This is a genomic window from Kribbella sp. NBC_00382, from assembly GCF_036067295.1.
In the GTDB taxonomy this organism is placed as follows: domain Bacteria; phylum Actinomycetota; class Actinomycetes; order Propionibacteriales; family Kribbellaceae; genus Kribbella.
This window is the reverse complement of sequence record NZ_CP107954.1, coordinates 191,008-207,383: the sequence shown is the minus strand read 5'-3', so window position 1 is coordinate 207,383 and position 16,376 is coordinate 191,008. Positions and strand designations below refer to the sequence as shown.

Genomic DNA, 16,376 nt, shown 5'->3' with positions numbered 1-16,376 from the left:
TCAGACTCCGTTCAGATAAAGGAGAATGCACTTCGAGCAGACCGGCATCATTCCGTTCTCGGACATGATCCGGCGTACTTCCTTGAAGGACTGGCTCTGCCACAACTCGTCGACGGACTGGTCGTACAGGTTGCCCACCACGAACTCCGGGAAGAACTTGCAGGAGCTGACCGCGCCGTCGGCGTGCACCTCCATCCGGTTCGACACCGCGAGGCACTTGCTGCGGTGCTGGGCCGGGCGCGAAGTACCGAGGATGAAGTCGGTGACTTCGTCGTCCTCGAGCTGCGGCTGGTAGCGCAGGCGTACGTTCCAGGCGCGGGAGGCGAGGCGGGCCATCGAGTCCTTCAGGGCCGGCAACTCTTCCTCGGGCAACTGGTAGGTGTACGAGTGCCAGGTCGGCTTCTTGGTGTCTGTGCTGGGGTTGAGCCAGGAGAAGGTCTTCTCGTACAGGGCGTCCATCGAGTTGGCGACCTCGGGACTGATGTACCAGGGGAACTGGAAGTAGACCGTGTTCACGCCGAGCTCCTCGGCCCACTCCATGAACTCGTACATCTTGTGCACGGTGACATGGCTGACCATGCAGGACAGTGACAGCTCGCCGTCCCACTCGCCCTTGCGCTTGAGGTCCAGCATCAGCTGGATGTTCTCCATCGTGCGCTTGAAGGTGCCGCGGCCGCGGAGCGCCTCGTGGTCCTCGCCGAGGCCGTCCAGGCTGACCAGCAGATTGAGGTTCTCGCCGATCTTGAGCAGGTCGTCGAGCTTGCGCTTGAACAGCAGGCCGTTGGTGCACATGTTGACGGTCCGCGGGTACTTCACGAGGAGGTCCGCGACCTGGTCGAACTTGGTGTGCATCAACGGCTCGCCGCCCCAGAGGAAGAGCTTGGAGCGTACGGGCGCTGTGGTGCGCAGTACGTCCTCGATCACCTCGAGGTCCAGCTCGGTCTTCTGCTTCTGGGCGCTGAAGTCGCGGAAGAAGCCTTGCTCGTTCCACTGGTAGCAGTGCGTGCAGCGCAGGTTGCAGCGGTAGGTCAGTTGCAGGCTGACCTCCTGCGGCAACGGTGCGGCGTAGCTGGGGTCGAGCAGCAGGTTCTTGCGTGCCTTGGAACGGATCGACACGGTGTGCTTGATGTCCGCGAATTCCTTGGTGTTCAGGGTTCGCGTCGTAGTGGGGCGCATACGATCTCCCTCAGACTTGGCTCGTTCTTCCGATCGACAGCACGCTGGCTCCGGCGATCACACCTCCCGTCGCGAGGACGAGGACGAGACCGGCGGACGTCCCGAGCTGATCACCCAGTACGCCGCCGGCGAACCCGCCGGTGAGCGCACCGAGCGGGACGGTGGAGGAGGTGACGGTGCGAGCGGTCGCGTGCACGGTGCTCTGCAGCGCGACCGGGGTGAGGTCTTGGCGAACGCTGGTGGTGATGACGTTCCATACCGGCGACCAGATGGACGCGCAGACCCGGATCACCACGAGCACGATCGCCGGCGCGAACAACAAGCACAGCGGAATCGCCAACCAGAACACACCTTCCAGCCCAGTCAGCCACAACGTCCGCTGAGTCCCGATGCGGTCGACGAGGCGATTGGCGGCGAAAGCACCCAGCAACCCGCCGATGGAGCCGGCCGCAATCAGCAGTCCCCCTTGCAGGCTGGACAACCCAAGCACTCGGTAGGCAAACAACAGCAGCACCGCATCAACCATCCCGGTGCCGAAGCTACGGATGGCCGCACCGATCACCAACGGCCTCAAGACCGCGTGATCCATCACAAACCGCAACCCGACCCTGATCCGCCGCAGCATCGCCTGCGGCGATGCTGCGGCGGGAGAGGAGGTGGCGTCGGCGAGCGCAGGGAGTTGGGTGCCGGGCAGGGGGAGAGCAGGCGGCGTGCCGCCAGTTTCAGGCGAGGTGGCGCCGAGCCCGGGCTGCCCCGCTTCGCACGGCTCGAGGGCGGAGCCCGGGGCGCGAGCTATTGCCGAGGTGGCGCCGAGCCCGGGCTGCCCCGCTTCGCACGGCTCGATGGCGGAGCCCGGGGCGCGAGCTATAGCCGAGGTGGCGCCGTGCCCGGTGTCTCCCGCTTCGCTTCGCTCGCGGGGCGGGGTGTCGCCCCGCCCCACCTTCGCCATTTGGGTGGTTAACCCCTCACCTTGTGGGTTGCCACCCGCGGTTCCGGGGTGGCAACCCACTATCTCGGGGGTTAACCCCTGAAATTGCGGGGCGGGGGTGGGGGCGGGGGCGGGAATTTGGTGGTGGGTTGAGTGGGTGGAGGGCTCGCGGGTTTGGATTCGGGTGCGGCTGAGGGCTGAGGTGAGGAACGGCAATGCGCTCAGGAGGAGGCTGGTGTACGGGCCGGTGAGTTTGAGGAAGAGGCCGGCTAGGGCTGGGCCGATCAGTTTGGAGAGGCTGTCGGAGGATTGGAGGTTGGCGTTGGCAGAGACCAGCGCGCCGGGTGGGACTACTACGGGCAGGTAGGACTGGCCGGCTATGTCTACGAAGACTGTGGCGACGCCGGCTAGGGCTACGACTATGAGGAGTTGGGGGATGGTGGTCCAGCCGGCGATGGCTGCCAGGGGGATTGTGGCGAAGAGGGTGAAGCGCGCCAGTTCGCCGGTGATCATGACGCGGCGGCGGGGGAGGTGGACCAGGGCGGCGCCGGCTACCAGGCCGAGGGTGGGGTAGGCGAGCCAGCCGATGGCGGAGAGGATGCCTACCTGGGCGCTGGTGGCGTTGAGGGTGAGGATGGCGATGCTGGGGACGGCGAAGCCGGTGAGGCGGTCGCCGACGAAGCTTGCAGTCTGGCTGGTCCAGTACCAGTTGAAGTCCGCTTTGGGCGGAGCTGTCCCCACGGTTGTACGCACTGCACCTCCGACTCCCCAGCGCCGTTGTGTGCCTGCCTGCCACCGCTTTGTTCAAGCTCTGAAATAAGCGGCTCGGCACAACCTAACCGGGTAAGTCGCGAGTCTCAAGCCCTCCGTCACATCTCGGTCGCAGACAGTCGCGAAGTGGGAGAAGCCTTCATTTTTTGAAAGATCAAAGGTCGTCCGGGGACCCGATCGGCTTCTTGCGCTCCTGTTGGAGCTGGACCTCGATCCGCGACTCGGCCGCCGTCGGCCGCCACATCTCCTCGAACGGGCCCATCATCGAGGCGCCGATTCCGCGCCGCCGTGAGCGTGCCGCGGCCCAGCCGAGCAGCCCGAGAAACCCCGCCACCGCGGCCAGACTCACCAGCAGAATCCAGATGTCGTCGATCGTCCCCACCTCCGCTCGAAGGACGTGGGGGAGTCGCCGATCGTTCCCGGGCTAGTCCGGTACGGCCGCCGGTGCGTTGAGGAGCGCGGCCAGGCCGGTGGTGTAGCCCTCGGGACTGACGTCGCCGAGGAGCAGGCGTTGGAGGACGAAGCCGGGGATCATGCCGAAGAGGACCTGGGCGATCAGCTTGGGATCGGCGTCCGGGTCGACTGTGCCATCGGCCTGCGCCCGCCGGGCGACCGCCTCGAAGTGCCCCCGCAGCATCCGGTACTTCGAGCAGGCGGTCCCCATGATCGTCTCGTTGTGCAGCGCCTCGGCCCACGCCTGGATGGCCACCCTGGTCACGTCGCCGGCGGGCTGGTCGGCGATCTGGACGATGTGCTCGAGCGCCGCCCGCAGGGCCGCGACCGGAGTGAGCGGCTCCTCGGTCGCCAGGATGCCCTCGAAGAGCTGGTCGATCGTGCTGAGCGCGTCGTCCGCGATCGCCGCGACGATCTCCTCCTTGCTCTTGAAGTAGCCGTAGACCGCGCCGGCCGAGAGTCCGGACTCGCGGATCACGTCCGCCATCGTCGTCTTGTGGAAGCCCTGCTCCATCACGCACGTGCGCGCGGCCAGGACGATCTCCCGGCGGCGATTGGCGCGATGTTCCTCGGTGACCTTGGGCATACCGCCAACATAAAACGAATGTCCGTTCTTGACAACTGAGCGTGACCCGGTCAGGCTCGGAGTTAATAAAGAACGATCATTCGGTTTTAATGAGGAGCTGACCCAGATGTCCGAGGACCAAGCTGTCGAGGAGGGCCGCCGCGTTCCGGTGGCGGTGGTCGTCACCCTGCTGACCGCGATGCTGACCGCCGTGCTGATCGCGTTCGCCTGGCCGGCCGCGCGCTCGGAACCGCGTGACCTGCCGATCGCCGTCGCGGGTCCCGCCCAAGCTGTCGCTCAGGTGCGGGGTGGCCTCGATCAGGCGATGCCGGGCGGGTTCGAGATCACCCCGGTCGCCGATCGGGCGACTGCCGAGCAGGCGATCAAGGACCGCGATGTGTACGGCGCGATCGTGCTCGACCCGCAGGCGCCCGAGGTGCTGACGGCATCCGCCGGTGGCCCGGCGGTGGCGCAGATTCTGACGCAGTTGTCGACCAGGCTGGGCGCCGAGAATCCCGGCGTGCCGGTGAAGGTGACGGACGTTGTGCCGCTGCCCAAGGATGACCCGCGTGGGGCTGGTCTGGCGGCCGGTGCGTTGCCGTTGGTGCTCGGTGGCATCATCGCCGCGTCTGTGCTGACCCAGCGGATCAGGGGTGGCGGTCGCCGGGTCGCGGGCGCGCTGGCCTTCGCGGTGACCGGTTCGCTGGCGCTCGCCGCGGTGCTGCAGTTCTGGCTGGGCTCTTTCGAGGGCAACTACCTCGCCAACGCGAGTGTGATCGCCCTGTCGATCGGTGCCATCTCGCTGACGCTCCTGGGCCTGGAGGGCTTGTTCGGGTTCGTCGGTCTGGCCGCCGGTGGCGCTGTGATGATGCTGCTCGGCAACCCGTTGTCCGGGCTGGCGAGCGCGCCGGAGATGCTGCCGACCGGTTGGGGTTCGCTCGGGCAGTTCCTGCCGCCGGGAGCGGCCGGTACGGCGTTGCGCTCCGTGAGCTTCTTCGACGGGGCCGGGTCCGGGCGGTCGTTCGTGGTGCTCGGCTGCTGGCTGGTCGCCGGGCTGGTGCTCTGCGGATTCGCGGCGCTGCGGAGTCGTGGCCGGAGCGTCGTACAGGCTCGGCGGGAGGCATCGCCGGTTACCGTTTGACAGATGACGGCGCGGTGACCGGATCGTTACGACCCGGTCACCGCGCAACGGCGTCACGGCGAGGACAACGTTGTCTCTCAACCATTGACTTCACTGGTCTGGGCCTCCTACGGTCACGGAAAGCCCAGGGGGTTTGAGCGGTGGTACCGGGATGACAACGATTGCCCGAAGGTGGACGTGATGGCCATGAAGAACGGTTTGAAGACCGCAGGTGTGCTTGCCGTCGGTGCGCTCCTGCTGGGGGTGTCGGCCTGTAGTCAGGGATCGACGACCAAAACGCCGGATGCCGGCGGTAGCCAGAGTGCCGGCCCGGCGAACATCAAGATCGCCTACCAGCAGTGGGGCCCCGGCACGGTGATGAAGAACTTCCTCACCGGCGCGAAGGCCGAGTACGAGGCGGCCAACCCCGGCTCGAAGGTCGAGATCCTCCCGATCGTGGCGAGTGAGAACGACTACTACACGAAGCTCCAGCTGATGATGCGCTCGCCGAACACGGCGCCGGACATCGTCTACGAGGACACGTTCCTGATCAACTCCGACATCACGGCGGGGTACCTGAAGCCGCTCGACGACTACATCAAGAACTGGTCGGACTGGAGCCAGTTCGAGGACACCGCCAAGGGCGCCGCGAAGGGTCAGGACGGCAAGACCTACGGCATTCCGGACGGCACGGACACCCGCGCGCTCTGGTACAACAAGAACCTGTTCAAGCAGGCCGGCCTGCCGACCGACTGGCAGCCGAAGACCTGGGACGACGTGCTGAACACCGCGCGGACGCTGAAGCAGAAGCTGCCCGGCGTGATCCCGATGAACGTGTACTCCGGTAAGCCGATGGGTGAGGCCTCGGCCATGCAGGGCTTCGAGATGCTGCTCTACGGCACCAAGGACACCCTGTACAACTTCGACCAGCAGAAGTGGGTCGTCGGCAGCCAGGGCTTCAAGGACTCGCTGAACTTCGTCAAGACCGTCTACACCGAGGGCCTCGGCCCGTCGCCGAAGCAGGCGCTCGACCCGAACATGGGCAGCAAGGTCGGTACCGAGCTGCTGCCGGGCAACAAGCTCGCGATCGCGCTGGACGGCTCGTGGATCTACGGCAACTGGACCAAGACCGGCGCGAAGCCGTGGCCGCAGTGGACCGAGGTGATGGGCCAGACCGCGATGCCGACCCAGGACGGCGGCGGCAAGGGCAAGGTCAGCCTCTCCGGTGGCTGGACCTGGGCGATCCCGGCCAAGTCGAAGTCCCCTGATGCCGCCTGGAAGTTCATCCAGTCGCTGCAGACGCAGAAGAACGCGACCAAGTACGCCACCGAGGGCGCGCAGATCGCGGTCCGCAAGGACGTCGCCTCCGACACCGGCTACAAGTCCTCGGCGAAGAGCACCCAGTTCTTCACCGACCTGGTCGCCGTGACCGTCTACCGCCCGGCGCTGCCGGAGTACCCGAAGGTCTCGAACGAGATCATCACCGCGATGGAGGCCACCATGACCGGCCAGTCGTCGCCGGAGGATGCCGCCAAGAACTACGACGAGGCGGTCGAAGGCATCGTCGGCAAGGACAAGACGACCGCTGGGAACTAGCAGAAGCTCGAAAGGGATTCCCCTGTGACGACGACTGCTCCCGCCGTGCCCGCTCCGATCGGCAGCAAGCCTGCCGATCAGAGCGGGCCGCCGCGCGGCGCCAAGCTGTTCAAGATGTTGCCGTTGGCACCGGCCATCGGGCTGATGCTGGTCTTCCTGGCCGGCCCGATCCTGTACTGCGTCTACGCCGCCTTCACCAACATGGCGCTGACCGGTACCGGGGCGGCGAACGTCCAGTTCGTCGGGCTGGACAACTTCCGCAAGGCCTTCGGCAGCCACGCTTTCACCAACTCGATCTGGCTCACCCTGGTCTTCACGCTGATCTCGGCGATCATCGGCCAGAACACGCTCGGACTCGGGCTGGCGCTGCTGATGCGCCGGTCCACGAAGGTCGTCCGTAGCTTCGTCGGTACCGCCGTGATCGGCGCGTGGGTGCTGCCGGAGGTGGTCGCGGCGTACCTGCTGAGCGCCTTCTTCAACACCGACGGCACGCTGAACGTGATCCTGCACAAGGTCGGGCTGCCCGGCCAGGACTGGTTGTACGCGGCACCGATCATCGCGGTGTCGATCGCCAACATCTGGCGGGGTACGGCGTTCTCGATGCTGGTCTACTCGGCCGCGCTGAGCGAAGTACCGAAGGAGATCGAGGAGTCGGCCGAGATGGACGGCGCGACCGGTCTCCGGCGGCTGATCTTCGTCACGCTGCCGATGATCAGCCGCGCCATCATGACCAACCTGATGCTGATCACGCTGCAGACGCTGAGCGTGTTCGGCCTGATCTTCGCGATGACCCGTGGTGGCCCTGGCACCAAGAGCCAGACGCTGCCGCTCTACATGTACGAGCAGGCGTTCAGCTTCTCGCAGATCGGCTACGGCACCGCGATCGCGCTGGTGATGCTCGCGATCGGTGCGGTCTTCTCGCTGATCTACCTACGTGGACTGAACTCGGAGGCCGCATGATCGCCCGGGACCGGGTCAGCAAACTGACCCAGAACCTCGTCCTGCTCTTCCTCGGCGTGCTGTTCATCCTGCCGTTGCTGTGGGTGCTGTTCGCGTCGGTCAACCGGACGGCGGGGCTGCGGGTCGAGCTGCCGACCGACCCGACCTTCGCGAACTTCAAGGCGGTCCTGAACGTCACCACGACGTACCGGCCGGTCCTGAACGGGATCGTGCTGTGCGGCGGGTCGGCGTTGCTGACGATGTTGTGCTCGGTGCTGGCGGCGTATCCGCTGTCCCGGTTCAAGACCAAGTTCAACCGGCCGTTCCTGCTGACCGTGCTGTTCTGCACGGGGTTGCCGATCACCGCGGTGATGGTGCCGGTCTACGGCCTGTTCGTGCAGCTCAACCTGGTCGACACGCTCGGCGGCACGATCCTGTTCATGGCGACCTCGTCGCTGCCGTTCGCGATCTGGCTGACCAAGACGTTCATGGACGGCGTGCCGATCTCGCTGGAGGAAGCGGCCTGGGTCGACGGCGCCAGCAACATGCAGGCGCTCCGCCGGATCGTCCTGCCGCTGATGTGGCCGGGCATCGCGGTGGTCGGCATCTTCACCTTCATCGGCATGTGGGGCAACTTCTTCGTTCCCTTCATGCTGCTGCTGTCGCCTGAACGTCTGCCGGCCTCGGTGAGCATCTTCACCTTCTTCGGCCAGTACGGCGAACCGAACTACGGCCAGCTGGCCGCGTACTCCCTCATCTACACGATGCCCGTCCTGCTGCTCTACCTGCTGCTGAGCAGGAAGCTGGGCGGCGCCTTCGCTCTCGGCGGCGCCATCAAGGGCTGAGCCCAACCCTGCACCTCCCCGGCCCGGCGGGTCGTGGAGGTGCAGGGACCAGCGCCTAGGGCGTACGGTCGGTAACCATGAGCAATGCCGTGACGAGGGCGCGGCCGAGGGCCGGGGGTCGCGCGTCTCCTGTGACCATGCTGATCGCCGTGGTCGGCGTGGTGATCACGGTCGCTCTGTTCGCGGCAGGGCAACGCGCGTGGGAGTACCGGAGCCCTGCGTCGCACCTGGTTCTGGAGACGGTCGACGCCTGTGTGGCGGTGCTCTTGTCGTACCTCGTGTACGGCCGGTTCCGGCGCAGTGGGAGTCGGCAGGATCTGTTACTGCTGCAGGGATTCGCCTTGCTGGCCGTAGCGAATGCCGGACTGGCACTGACCTTGGCCCATACGGAGTGGGTGGGTCTGCTGGGGCTGTGGCTGCCCCCTCCGCTCCGGGTGCTGGGCACCTTGCTGATCGTCGCGGCCGCGCTGCTTCCACGGCGCTCGGTGCGGTCAGTGTGGCAACGATGGCTGGCTGTGCCCCCCTTCGGCGTAGTACTGGTCATCGCTCTCGTACTGCTGTGGCAGCGCGACAACCTGCCAGGGGCAGAGCAGGAGGAGGGCGGGTTCCGTCCGCCGGTCAGCAGTCATGGTCATCCGGTTCTCCTGATCGCGCAGGTCGTCACGCTGGTCGCCTTCGCCGCGGCGGCGGTGGCGTTCACAGTCGAGGCACGCGAGCGGGACGACGTACTGCTGCGGTGGCTCGGACCAGCCTGCGCACTGGGTGCGTTGGCCAGAGCGAATTACCTGATCTTCCCGGCGAGCGGGCCGGACTGGGTCTACAGCGGCGACATACTCCGAACTGGCTGCTACCTCCTGCTGCTGGTCGGTGCCGGCCGGGAGATCAGCCGCTACTGGGGGGCGCAGGCCGAGGCAGCCGTGGCCGAGGACCGGCGGAGAGTCGCACGGGAGATGCACGACGGCGTACTGCAGGAGCTGGGCTACATCCGCTCCGAGCTGGCCGCTTTCGCCTCGGTGGACGAGGAACGCGTCGGCCGGATCGTCGCCTCGAGCGACCGGGCGCTGGACGAGGCGCGACAGATGCTGGTCGCGCTGGGCCGGGCCGGTGACGAGCCGCTCGCCGATGCCCTGGAACGCGCGCTCGAGCAGATCGCCGAGCGGTACGGCGTTGCGCTGGCGCTGGAACTGGACGCCTCGATCGCCGCCGATACCGACCAGCGGCATGCGCTGGTCCGGGTGGCTCGGGAGGCTGTCCTGAACGCCGTACGGCATGGCCGGGCGGAGCGGATCCGCGTCCGGCTCGCGCAGGACGGCGCGGGCCGGCTGCTGGAGGTGACCGACGACGGAACGGGGTTCGAGCCCGCCGGCCGGACACCCGGCCATCAGGGTTTCGGGTTGATCAGCATGCGGGAACGCGCGGAGGCCCTGCCGGGGGTGTTCCGGATCGAGTCGACGCCGGGAGGCGGTACGACGGTGCAGGTCAGATGGTGAACCCCGAACCCCGCCGGGTGGTGATCGCCGACGACCACCCGCAACTGCGCAGCCAGATCCGGACGGCCCTGGAGATAGGCGGTTTCGAGGTCTGTGCCGAGGCGGCGAGCGGGCCGGCGGCAGTGCGGCTGGTTCAGGAGCACGATCCGGACGTGGTGCTGCTGGACGTGCACATGCCGGGCAACGGCATCCGGGCGGCGGCCGAGATCGCCCAGTTGCGGCCCGAGGTGGCGATCGTGATGCTCACTGTCTCGCGCGACGACTCCGACCTGTTCGACTCGCTCCGGGCCGGCGCGTCGGGCTACCTGCTCAAGGACACCGACCCGGTCCGGCTGCCCGCCGCGTTGCGCGGGGTGCTGTCCGGCGAGGCGGCGATCCCGCGGTCGCTGGTGGCCCGCATCCTGAACGAGTTCCGGACGCCCGGCCGGCCCCGGTTCGGTCGCCGGCCGAAGGTGGCGGCCCGGCTCACCTCCCGCGAGTGGGAGGTGATGGAGCTGCTGGCCGACGGGCTGAGCACCGACGAGGTGGCCAAGCGGCTGTTCCTGTCGCCGACCACCGTGCGGGTGCACATCTCGTCGGTACTTCGCAAGCTCCGGGTCAAGGACCGGCAGGCCGCGATCGACCTGCTCAGCGACGACGATCGGTCGTGAGGGCGGCCTCCCCCCTCCTGGCCGCCCTCACGAACGTTTAGTTGCGCAGGCCGACCTGCGTCGAGTCCCTGCCGTCGTTGTCGTCGATGATGCTGATGCCGATCCGGTAGCTGCCGTTCGCGGCATAGACATGGCTTCCGGTCACCGCGCCGCGCGCCGAGGCGGCGAGCGTCGTGCTGCCGTCACCCCAGCGGACGAAGGCGGTGTGCGTGTCGGCTGCTCCCGGATCGCGGTACGACGCGCGCACCGCAACGGCGCGGGCGCCTAGCCGGGTACTGCGCGGGTGGTCGAAACTGGGCGCGACGTTGGCCGCCGTCCAGCCGAACGCCTCGGTCCCGGTCGCGAGCCGACCGTCCGTGGCCCGGACCACGACGATGCCGGACGCGTCGTCGGCGCTGGTGTACGACCAGGACCAGGTGCCGTCACCGTGGTCGGTCACCCTTCCCGCCCCGCTGACCCGGGTGACGGTCAGCTTGTTGTTGCCGTCGGTGAACGATCCGTGGGTGGTCAGCGGCGAGCCCTCGTCGCCGTCGGCATCGGCAGGCAGGCCGGTCGGGACCGGCAGATCCCTCCCGACCGGCAATTGGCCGGCCACCGTCGTCAGGCCGTACTCATCAGCGCCGCTCGCGTGGTCGCCGTCATGGGCGTGAATGATCCCGGCGAACACGACGGCGGCCACCGTCAGGACCGCCGCCAGCGACGCGTGCCGGGTGAAGAAGACGCGCTCTGACATCAATGGCCCTCCGTGAACAACGTGGCGCACACCCCTCCGCGTGCACCAGCTGCCGTAACGCTAAGTAGTGGAGGCGCGGTCCGCCTAGGGCCCAAGGTTCGTTTGAGCGTTCAAATACCTAAACGCCGGCGATGAGTTCGCTGATCGTCCAGGCAGCGCCGCGCAGAACGGCGGCCGTCTGTTCGGGGAGGCCTTTGACCGGAACGTCGATGCCGGTCGGGTCTTCCTGGAGGAGGGAGATCAGGAAGACGCAGGCGGTGAGGTAGCTGCCGGCGAGGGCTGGGTGGGAGTTGTCGGCGTCGTGCAGGGACGGCGTCGGATGGGCCGACTGGAAGTGTTCCCAGATCAGGCCGGCCGGGACGAGGGTGCAGCCGAGCTCCGCCGCGATGGTCGCGTAGGCGGTGGTGAACGGGGCTTGCGGCTGGTTCTTGCGGGACCAGGTCATGTACAGGGCGGTCTGGGCGCCTACCTCGGTGATCGCGGTGTGGAAGTCGCGGATGTTCTCGTGCATCCGGGCGGGGTTCTTGAGCGGGAGGGTGCTCTGCTCCTGCAGGACGACCGTGTCGTAGTTGCCAATGGCAAGCTCTGCCAAGGCCTTGCCGGCGTTGAGGTGCTGGCGGAGGGAGGCGCCGCCGGCCGAGATGAGTTTGTGGTCGATGGTGATACCGCGTTCCGCGGCCAGGGTGGCGATCAGGGCGGGCAGGTTGTTGCGCGCCGTGAAGCTGTTGCCGACGAACAGGATCCGCATCCGGTCAGGATCGCAGTTCGTCCAGGCGGGCAGTCAAGAAGGCGGCCTCGGTGGTGTTGTCGGTGAAGGCCAGGGCTTCCTCGTACGCCGCTGTTGCTGCCTGTAGTTGGCCAGTACGCCGGAGCAGGTCGGCGCGGGTCGAGGCGTAGTACGGGTAGGTGGCTAGAGCTGGCTCGTCGGACAGGGTGTCGAGTACTGCGAGCGCTGCGGCGGGTCCGTCGGTGTAGCTGAGGGCTACCGCTCTGTTGAGGGCCACGACCGGTGACGGCCAGCGGGTGAGGAGTAGGTCGTACAGGCCGAGGATCTCCTGCCAGTCGGTCTCTTCCCAGGTACGGGCTTCGCTGTGTACTGCGGCTACGGCAGCCATCAAGGCGAAGCGGCCAGCACGTGATTGCAGGGACGCGGTGACCAAGGCCAGGCCTTCGGTGATCAGGTCCCGGTCCCACAGCGATCGGTCCTGCTCGGGCAGGAGTACCAGGGCGCCGCCGGAGACCCGGGCGGGCTCTCGGGCGTGGGTGAGCACCAGTAGTCCGAGGAGGGCGGTTGCTTCGCCGCTGTCGGGTAGGAGGAGGTGGACCATCCGGGCCAGGTCCAGGCCTCGGCGGGTCAGGTCGTAGCGGATCAGGTCGTCGCCGAACTTGGCGGTGTGGCCGGCTGAGTAGACCAGGTGGATGACGTCGAGGACCGCGTCGATCCGCTCGGGCAGGTCGGTGAGCCGGGGGATCCGGTAGGGGATGCGTGACTGGGTGATCTTCTGCTTGGCGCGGGTGATCCGGGCCTGCATGGCGGTCTCCTTGACCAGGAAGGCCTTCGCGATCTCAGCGGACGACAGGCCGCAGACCAGTCGCAGGGTGAGCGCAATCCGTGCCTCCTGCGCCAGCGCTGGGTGGCAGCAGGTGAAGACCAGCCGCAGCCGGTCGTCGGGGAAGGCGTCCTGGAGGTCGGGCTCCGAGATGAGCAGCGGTAGCTTGCGCTGCGAGACCTCCGCCCGGCGGCGATGCTCGAGCGCCCGGCGGGTGGCGACCGTGGTCAGCCAGGCGCCGGGCCGGCGGGGGATGCCCTGCTCGGACCAGTGCACGAGCGCCTTCGCGTACGCGTCCTGGACGCAGTCCTCCGCCAGGTCGAGATCGGCGGCCACCCGAGCGGTGGTCGCCAAGACCTGGGCCCACTCCTGAGCGTGGGCCAGTTCCACTGCCTCGGCGACCTCGCTGCTGACCATGTCAGTCGATGATCGGCCGTACCTCGACGCCGCCCATCGGCGACGGCACCTGCTTGGCGATCTCCAGCGCCTCGTCCAGGTCCGCGGCCTCGATCACGTAGTACCCGCCCATCACCTCCTTGGTCTCCGCGAACGTCCCGTCGGTCACCACGAAGCCGCCGGCGCCGTCCGCGCGGATCGACGTCGCGGTGTTGCTCCCATCGAGCTGGGCGCCGCCCACGATCGCCGCCTGGTTCGCCTGCGCGAAGGCGCCGTGATTGAGGTGGTTCTTCTCCGCCACCGAGGGGTCGGCGGCGTCCCAGAGCGCCTCGTTGTCGTAGATCATCACCAAGTACTTGCCCACAGCTTCGACCTTCCGTCGTCGGACCGGTGGAACTCCACCGCTATCACATCGATGCGCGAACCCGCCCCGGATCGACAATCGGCCCGAAGTTTCTTTCACCGCTCAGCACGTAGGGTGGCTCCATGCCGCTGAACTATCCGCTTGCTGAGCAGACGTTGGACAACGGTCTGCGGGTCGTCGTCAGTTCTGACCGGAACGTGCCGATCGTGTCGGTGAACCTCTGGTACGACGTGGGGTCGCGGCACGAGCCGCCGGGGCTGACCGGGTTCGCCCACCTGTTCGAGCACCTGATGTTCCAGGGGTCGCGCAACGTCGAGTCGGGGCAGCACTTCTCGCTGCTGGAGAGCGTCGGCGCGAGCCTGAACGCCAGCACCTTCTTCGACCGGACGAACTACTTCGAGTCGCTGCCGAGCGGCGGGCTGGACCTCGCGCTGTGGCTCGAGGCGGACCGGATGGGCTACCTGCTCGACGCGGTCAACCAGGAGAACCTCGACAACCAGCGCGACGTGGTGAAGGAGGAGAAGCGGCAGAGCTACGACAACCGGCCGTACGGCGACTCGTACGAGCGGCTCGTCGGGCTGCTCTTCCCCGAGACCCACCCGTACGCGCACATGACGATCGGCTCGATGGCCGACCTGGACGCGGCCGCGGTCGAGGACGTGCACGCCTTCTTCCGCAAGTACTACGGCCCGAACAACGCCGTCCTGACCATCGTCGGCGACGTCTCCGCCGACGACGCGTTCGACGCGGCCAAGCGGTACTTCGGGCACCTGCCGGCCATCCCGACGCCGCCGCCCGCTCCGGACGGCACGCTCGGCCCGCTCGACGGGGTGTTCCGCGACGACGTGGTCGACGACGTCCCGTCGGACCTGATCACGATGATGTTCCGGCTCCCGGTCGACGGTACGCCGGAACTCGACGCCGCCGCCTTGGCGCTCGATGTCCTGGCCGGCGGGCAGAGCGGCCGGCTCAACCGCCGTCTGGTCCGCGACGAGCAGATCGCGCAGTCGGTCTCCGGTGGCGCCCTGCCGCTGATCGGTGGGGTCTCGTTCGGCACGCTGACCGGGATCGCCTCCGAGGGCGTCGACCTGCAGCAGGTCGAGGACGCGCTCGTCGAGGAGGTCGAGAAGCTCGCCAAGGACGGCATCACCGCGGACGAGCTGGCGACCGTGCAAGCGCAGGCCGAGCGGGACTGGCTGGAGCAGCTCGCCACCTGTGGCGGTCGCGCCGACGAGATCTCGCATCACGCGTTGCTGTTCGGCGACCCGAACCGGATCAACACCAGGATCGACGAGCTCCGCGCGGTCACGGCCGACCAGGTCCAGGCGGCGGCCAGCAAGTGGGTCCGCGCCGGTTCACGGGCACAGGTGACGTACCGGCGCCAGACAGACAGTGCAGTAGCAGGTACGGAAGCAGGGGAGCAGGAATGAGCAGCCAGGCACTGACCACACCGCCGGCAGTCGCACCGCCGCGGCCTTGGCGCTTCCCGCTAGCGACCAGTACTACGACCCGCTCCGGTACTCCGGTGCACGTGTTCGACCGCCCGGGCCAGTACGTCGCCACTGTGCGGGTGACCGTCGCCATGCCGCTGGCCGTCGAGCCACGCGAGCTGGAGGGCGTCGCGACGATCATGTCGCGCACGCTGGACGAGGGCACCGAGCTCAAGTCCGCCAACGAGTTCGCGGCGGCCCTTGAGCGGCACGGCGCGGCGTACGGGGTGGATGTCAGCTCGGACGCGTTGCACGTGGAGATCTCGGTCCCGACCTCGCAGCTCGCACCGGCGGTCAAGCTGCTCGCCGAGGCGGTTACCCGGCCGGCCTTCAACCAGGCTGACGTCGGGCGGCACGTGACGATCCGGCTCGGTGAGATCAACCAGGAGCGGGCCAACGCGGGCTACCGAGCCCGGGAGGCGTTCGCGGCCAACCTGTTCGACCCGTCGTCGCGCAGGTCTCGCCCGACCGCCGGTACTCCGGACACCATCCGGCCGCTGACGAACGTACAGGTGGCCGAGTTCTACCACGCCAACATCGGTCCGGCGCGGGCCGAGATCCTGTTCGCGGGTGACGCGACCGGGGTCGACGTAGCCGCGGTGATCGACGATGCCTTCGGTGAGTGGACCTCTGACGCCGGTACTGCGATGGAGACGCCCGAGCCGCTCTACATCGCCGGGAACAAGCTGGTGCTCGTGGACCGGCCCGGCTCGGTGCAGAGCCAGCTGCTGATCGGTTGCCCAGGGCCCGATCGCCGCGAGGACATCTGGGGCGCGGCCGCGGTCGCCAACCACGTCGTCGGCGGCACGATCACCTCCCGCGTGGACACCGTGCTGCGCGAGGAGAAGGGCTACACGTACGGCACCCGGACCAGCTTCACCGCGCCGCGCAAGGGCGGCACTTTCAGCCTGGGCGGCGCTGTCCGCACTGAGGTGACAGGTGCGGCGATCGGCGATGCGCTGAAGATCCTGCTCGACGCACGGGACGGACTGACCGCACAGGAGGTCCAGGACGCGCAGGACAGCCTGATCCGTACTGCACCGCTGCGCTACGAGCAGGCCGACTCGATCGCGCAGCAGGTCGGCAGCAACATCGCCGCCGGCGTACCGCTCGACTTCGCCGACACCTACCTGGCCCAGATCGCCGCGACCACCGCCGAGACGGCGACCGAGGCCTACCGCCGGTACGTCGGAGCCAATGGCCTGCTGGTCGTCGTCGTGGGAGAGGCGAAGGAAGTCCGCTCCCAGCTCGCCGGACTGGGGATCGGCGACATCACCGAACTGAGCTGACCTCAGCTGCCGGGGTCGAGG

General features: G+C 67.8%; 16 protein-coding genes. 8 read left to right on the top strand and 8 right to left on the bottom strand.

Translation table 11 applies throughout. The annotated features are described in order from the left end of the window. From OHA70_RS00975 to OHA70_RS00960, 4 genes are all read right to left on the bottom strand, one after another. A complete protein-coding gene (locus OHA70_RS00975; protein ID WP_328327451.1) occupies positions 1–1,176 on the bottom strand; it encodes a radical SAM protein in 1,176 nt (391 codons plus the stop codon). 10 nt (positions 1,177–1,186) lie between these two features. Beyond that, positions 1,187–2,857, bottom strand: a complete 1,671-nt coding sequence (locus OHA70_RS00970) for an MFS transporter (protein WP_328327450.1) — start codon at positions 2,855–2,857, stop codon at positions 1,187–1,189. A gap of 172 nt (positions 2,858–3,029) precedes the next feature. Beyond that, positions 3,030–3,257, bottom strand: coding sequence for a hypothetical protein (locus OHA70_RS00965; RefSeq protein WP_328327448.1), 228 nt, complete (start codon positions 3,255–3,257; stop codon positions 3,030–3,032). Between the two features lie 42 nt (positions 3,258–3,299). Further along, on the bottom strand, positions 3,300–3,914 hold the full coding sequence (locus OHA70_RS00960) for a TetR/AcrR family transcriptional regulator (protein ID WP_328327446.1): 615 nt from the start codon (positions 3,912–3,914) through the stop codon (positions 3,300–3,302). Between the two features lie 106 nt (positions 3,915–4,020). Here OHA70_RS00960 and OHA70_RS00955 point away from each other — a divergent pair, with 106 nt between their 5' ends. The 6 genes from OHA70_RS00955 (at position 4,021) to OHA70_RS00930 (ending at position 10,533) form a co-directional block, all read left to right on the top strand. Next, the gene (locus tag OHA70_RS00955) at positions 4,021–5,034 is read left to right on the top strand and encodes an ABC transporter permease (RefSeq protein WP_328327444.1); all 1,014 of its coding nucleotides are present in this window, start codon (positions 4,021–4,023) and stop codon (positions 5,032–5,034) included. A 180-nt stretch (positions 5,035–5,214) separates the two neighbouring features. Beyond that, positions 5,215–6,609 (top strand): extracellular solute-binding protein, encoded by a 1,395-nt coding sequence (locus OHA70_RS00950; protein WP_328327442.1) that lies wholly within the window; start codon positions 5,215–5,217, stop codon positions 6,607–6,609. A gap of 24 nt (positions 6,610–6,633) precedes the next feature. Continuing rightward, on the top strand, positions 6,634–7,569 hold the full coding sequence (locus OHA70_RS00945) for a carbohydrate ABC transporter permease (protein ID WP_328327440.1): 936 nt from the start codon (positions 6,634–6,636) through the stop codon (positions 7,567–7,569). Further along, the gene (locus OHA70_RS00940; protein WP_328327438.1) at positions 7,566–8,393 is read left to right on the top strand and encodes a carbohydrate ABC transporter permease; all 828 of its coding nucleotides are present in this window, start codon (positions 7,566–7,568) and stop codon (positions 8,391–8,393) included. Before OHA70_RS00945 ends, OHA70_RS00940 begins: the two co-directional genes overlap by 4 nt. Positions 8,394–8,530: 137 nt before the next feature. Further along, a complete protein-coding gene (locus OHA70_RS00935; protein ID WP_328327436.1) occupies positions 8,531–9,883 on the top strand; it encodes a sensor histidine kinase in 1,353 nt (450 codons plus the stop codon). Then, positions 9,877–10,533 (top strand): response regulator transcription factor, encoded by a 657-nt coding sequence (locus OHA70_RS00930; protein WP_328327434.1) that lies wholly within the window; start codon positions 9,877–9,879, stop codon positions 10,531–10,533. Before OHA70_RS00935 ends, OHA70_RS00930 begins: the two co-directional genes overlap by 7 nt. 37 nt (positions 10,534–10,570) lie before the next feature. On the opposite strand, the gene OHA70_RS00925 is transcribed toward OHA70_RS00930, so the two are convergent. The 4 genes from OHA70_RS00925 to OHA70_RS00910 form a co-directional block, all read right to left on the bottom strand. Next, the gene (locus tag OHA70_RS00925) at positions 10,571–11,266 is read right to left on the bottom strand and encodes a PKD domain-containing protein (protein WP_328327433.1); all 696 of its coding nucleotides are present in this window, start codon (positions 11,264–11,266) and stop codon (positions 10,571–10,573) included. A gap of 118 nt (positions 11,267–11,384) precedes the next feature. After that, positions 11,385–12,014: an SGNH/GDSL hydrolase family protein gene (locus OHA70_RS00920; RefSeq protein WP_328327431.1), complete on the bottom strand. Its 630-nt coding sequence runs from the start codon at positions 12,012–12,014 to the stop codon at positions 11,385–11,387. 4 nt (positions 12,015–12,018) lie between these two features. Further along, entirely contained in the window at positions 12,019–13,233 is a 1,215-nt protein-coding gene (locus tag OHA70_RS00915; protein ID WP_328327429.1) for an RNA polymerase sigma factor, read from the bottom strand. Position 13,234: 1 nt separating this feature from the next. Next, on the bottom strand, positions 13,235–13,576 hold the full coding sequence (locus OHA70_RS00910) for a YciI family protein (RefSeq protein WP_328327427.1): 342 nt from the start codon (positions 13,574–13,576) through the stop codon (positions 13,235–13,237). 122 nt (positions 13,577–13,698) lie between these two features. Between OHA70_RS00910 and OHA70_RS00905 the strand changes: the two genes are divergently transcribed. Beyond that, positions 13,699–15,006, top strand: coding sequence for a M16 family metallopeptidase (locus tag OHA70_RS00905; protein ID WP_328327425.1), 1,308 nt, complete (start codon positions 13,699–13,701; stop codon positions 15,004–15,006). Further along, entirely contained in the window at positions 15,003–16,355 is a 1,353-nt protein-coding gene (locus tag OHA70_RS00900) for a M16 family metallopeptidase (protein WP_328327423.1), read from the top strand. Before OHA70_RS00905 ends, OHA70_RS00900 begins: the two co-directional genes overlap by 4 nt. Positions 16,356–16,376: the final 21 nt, after the last annotated feature.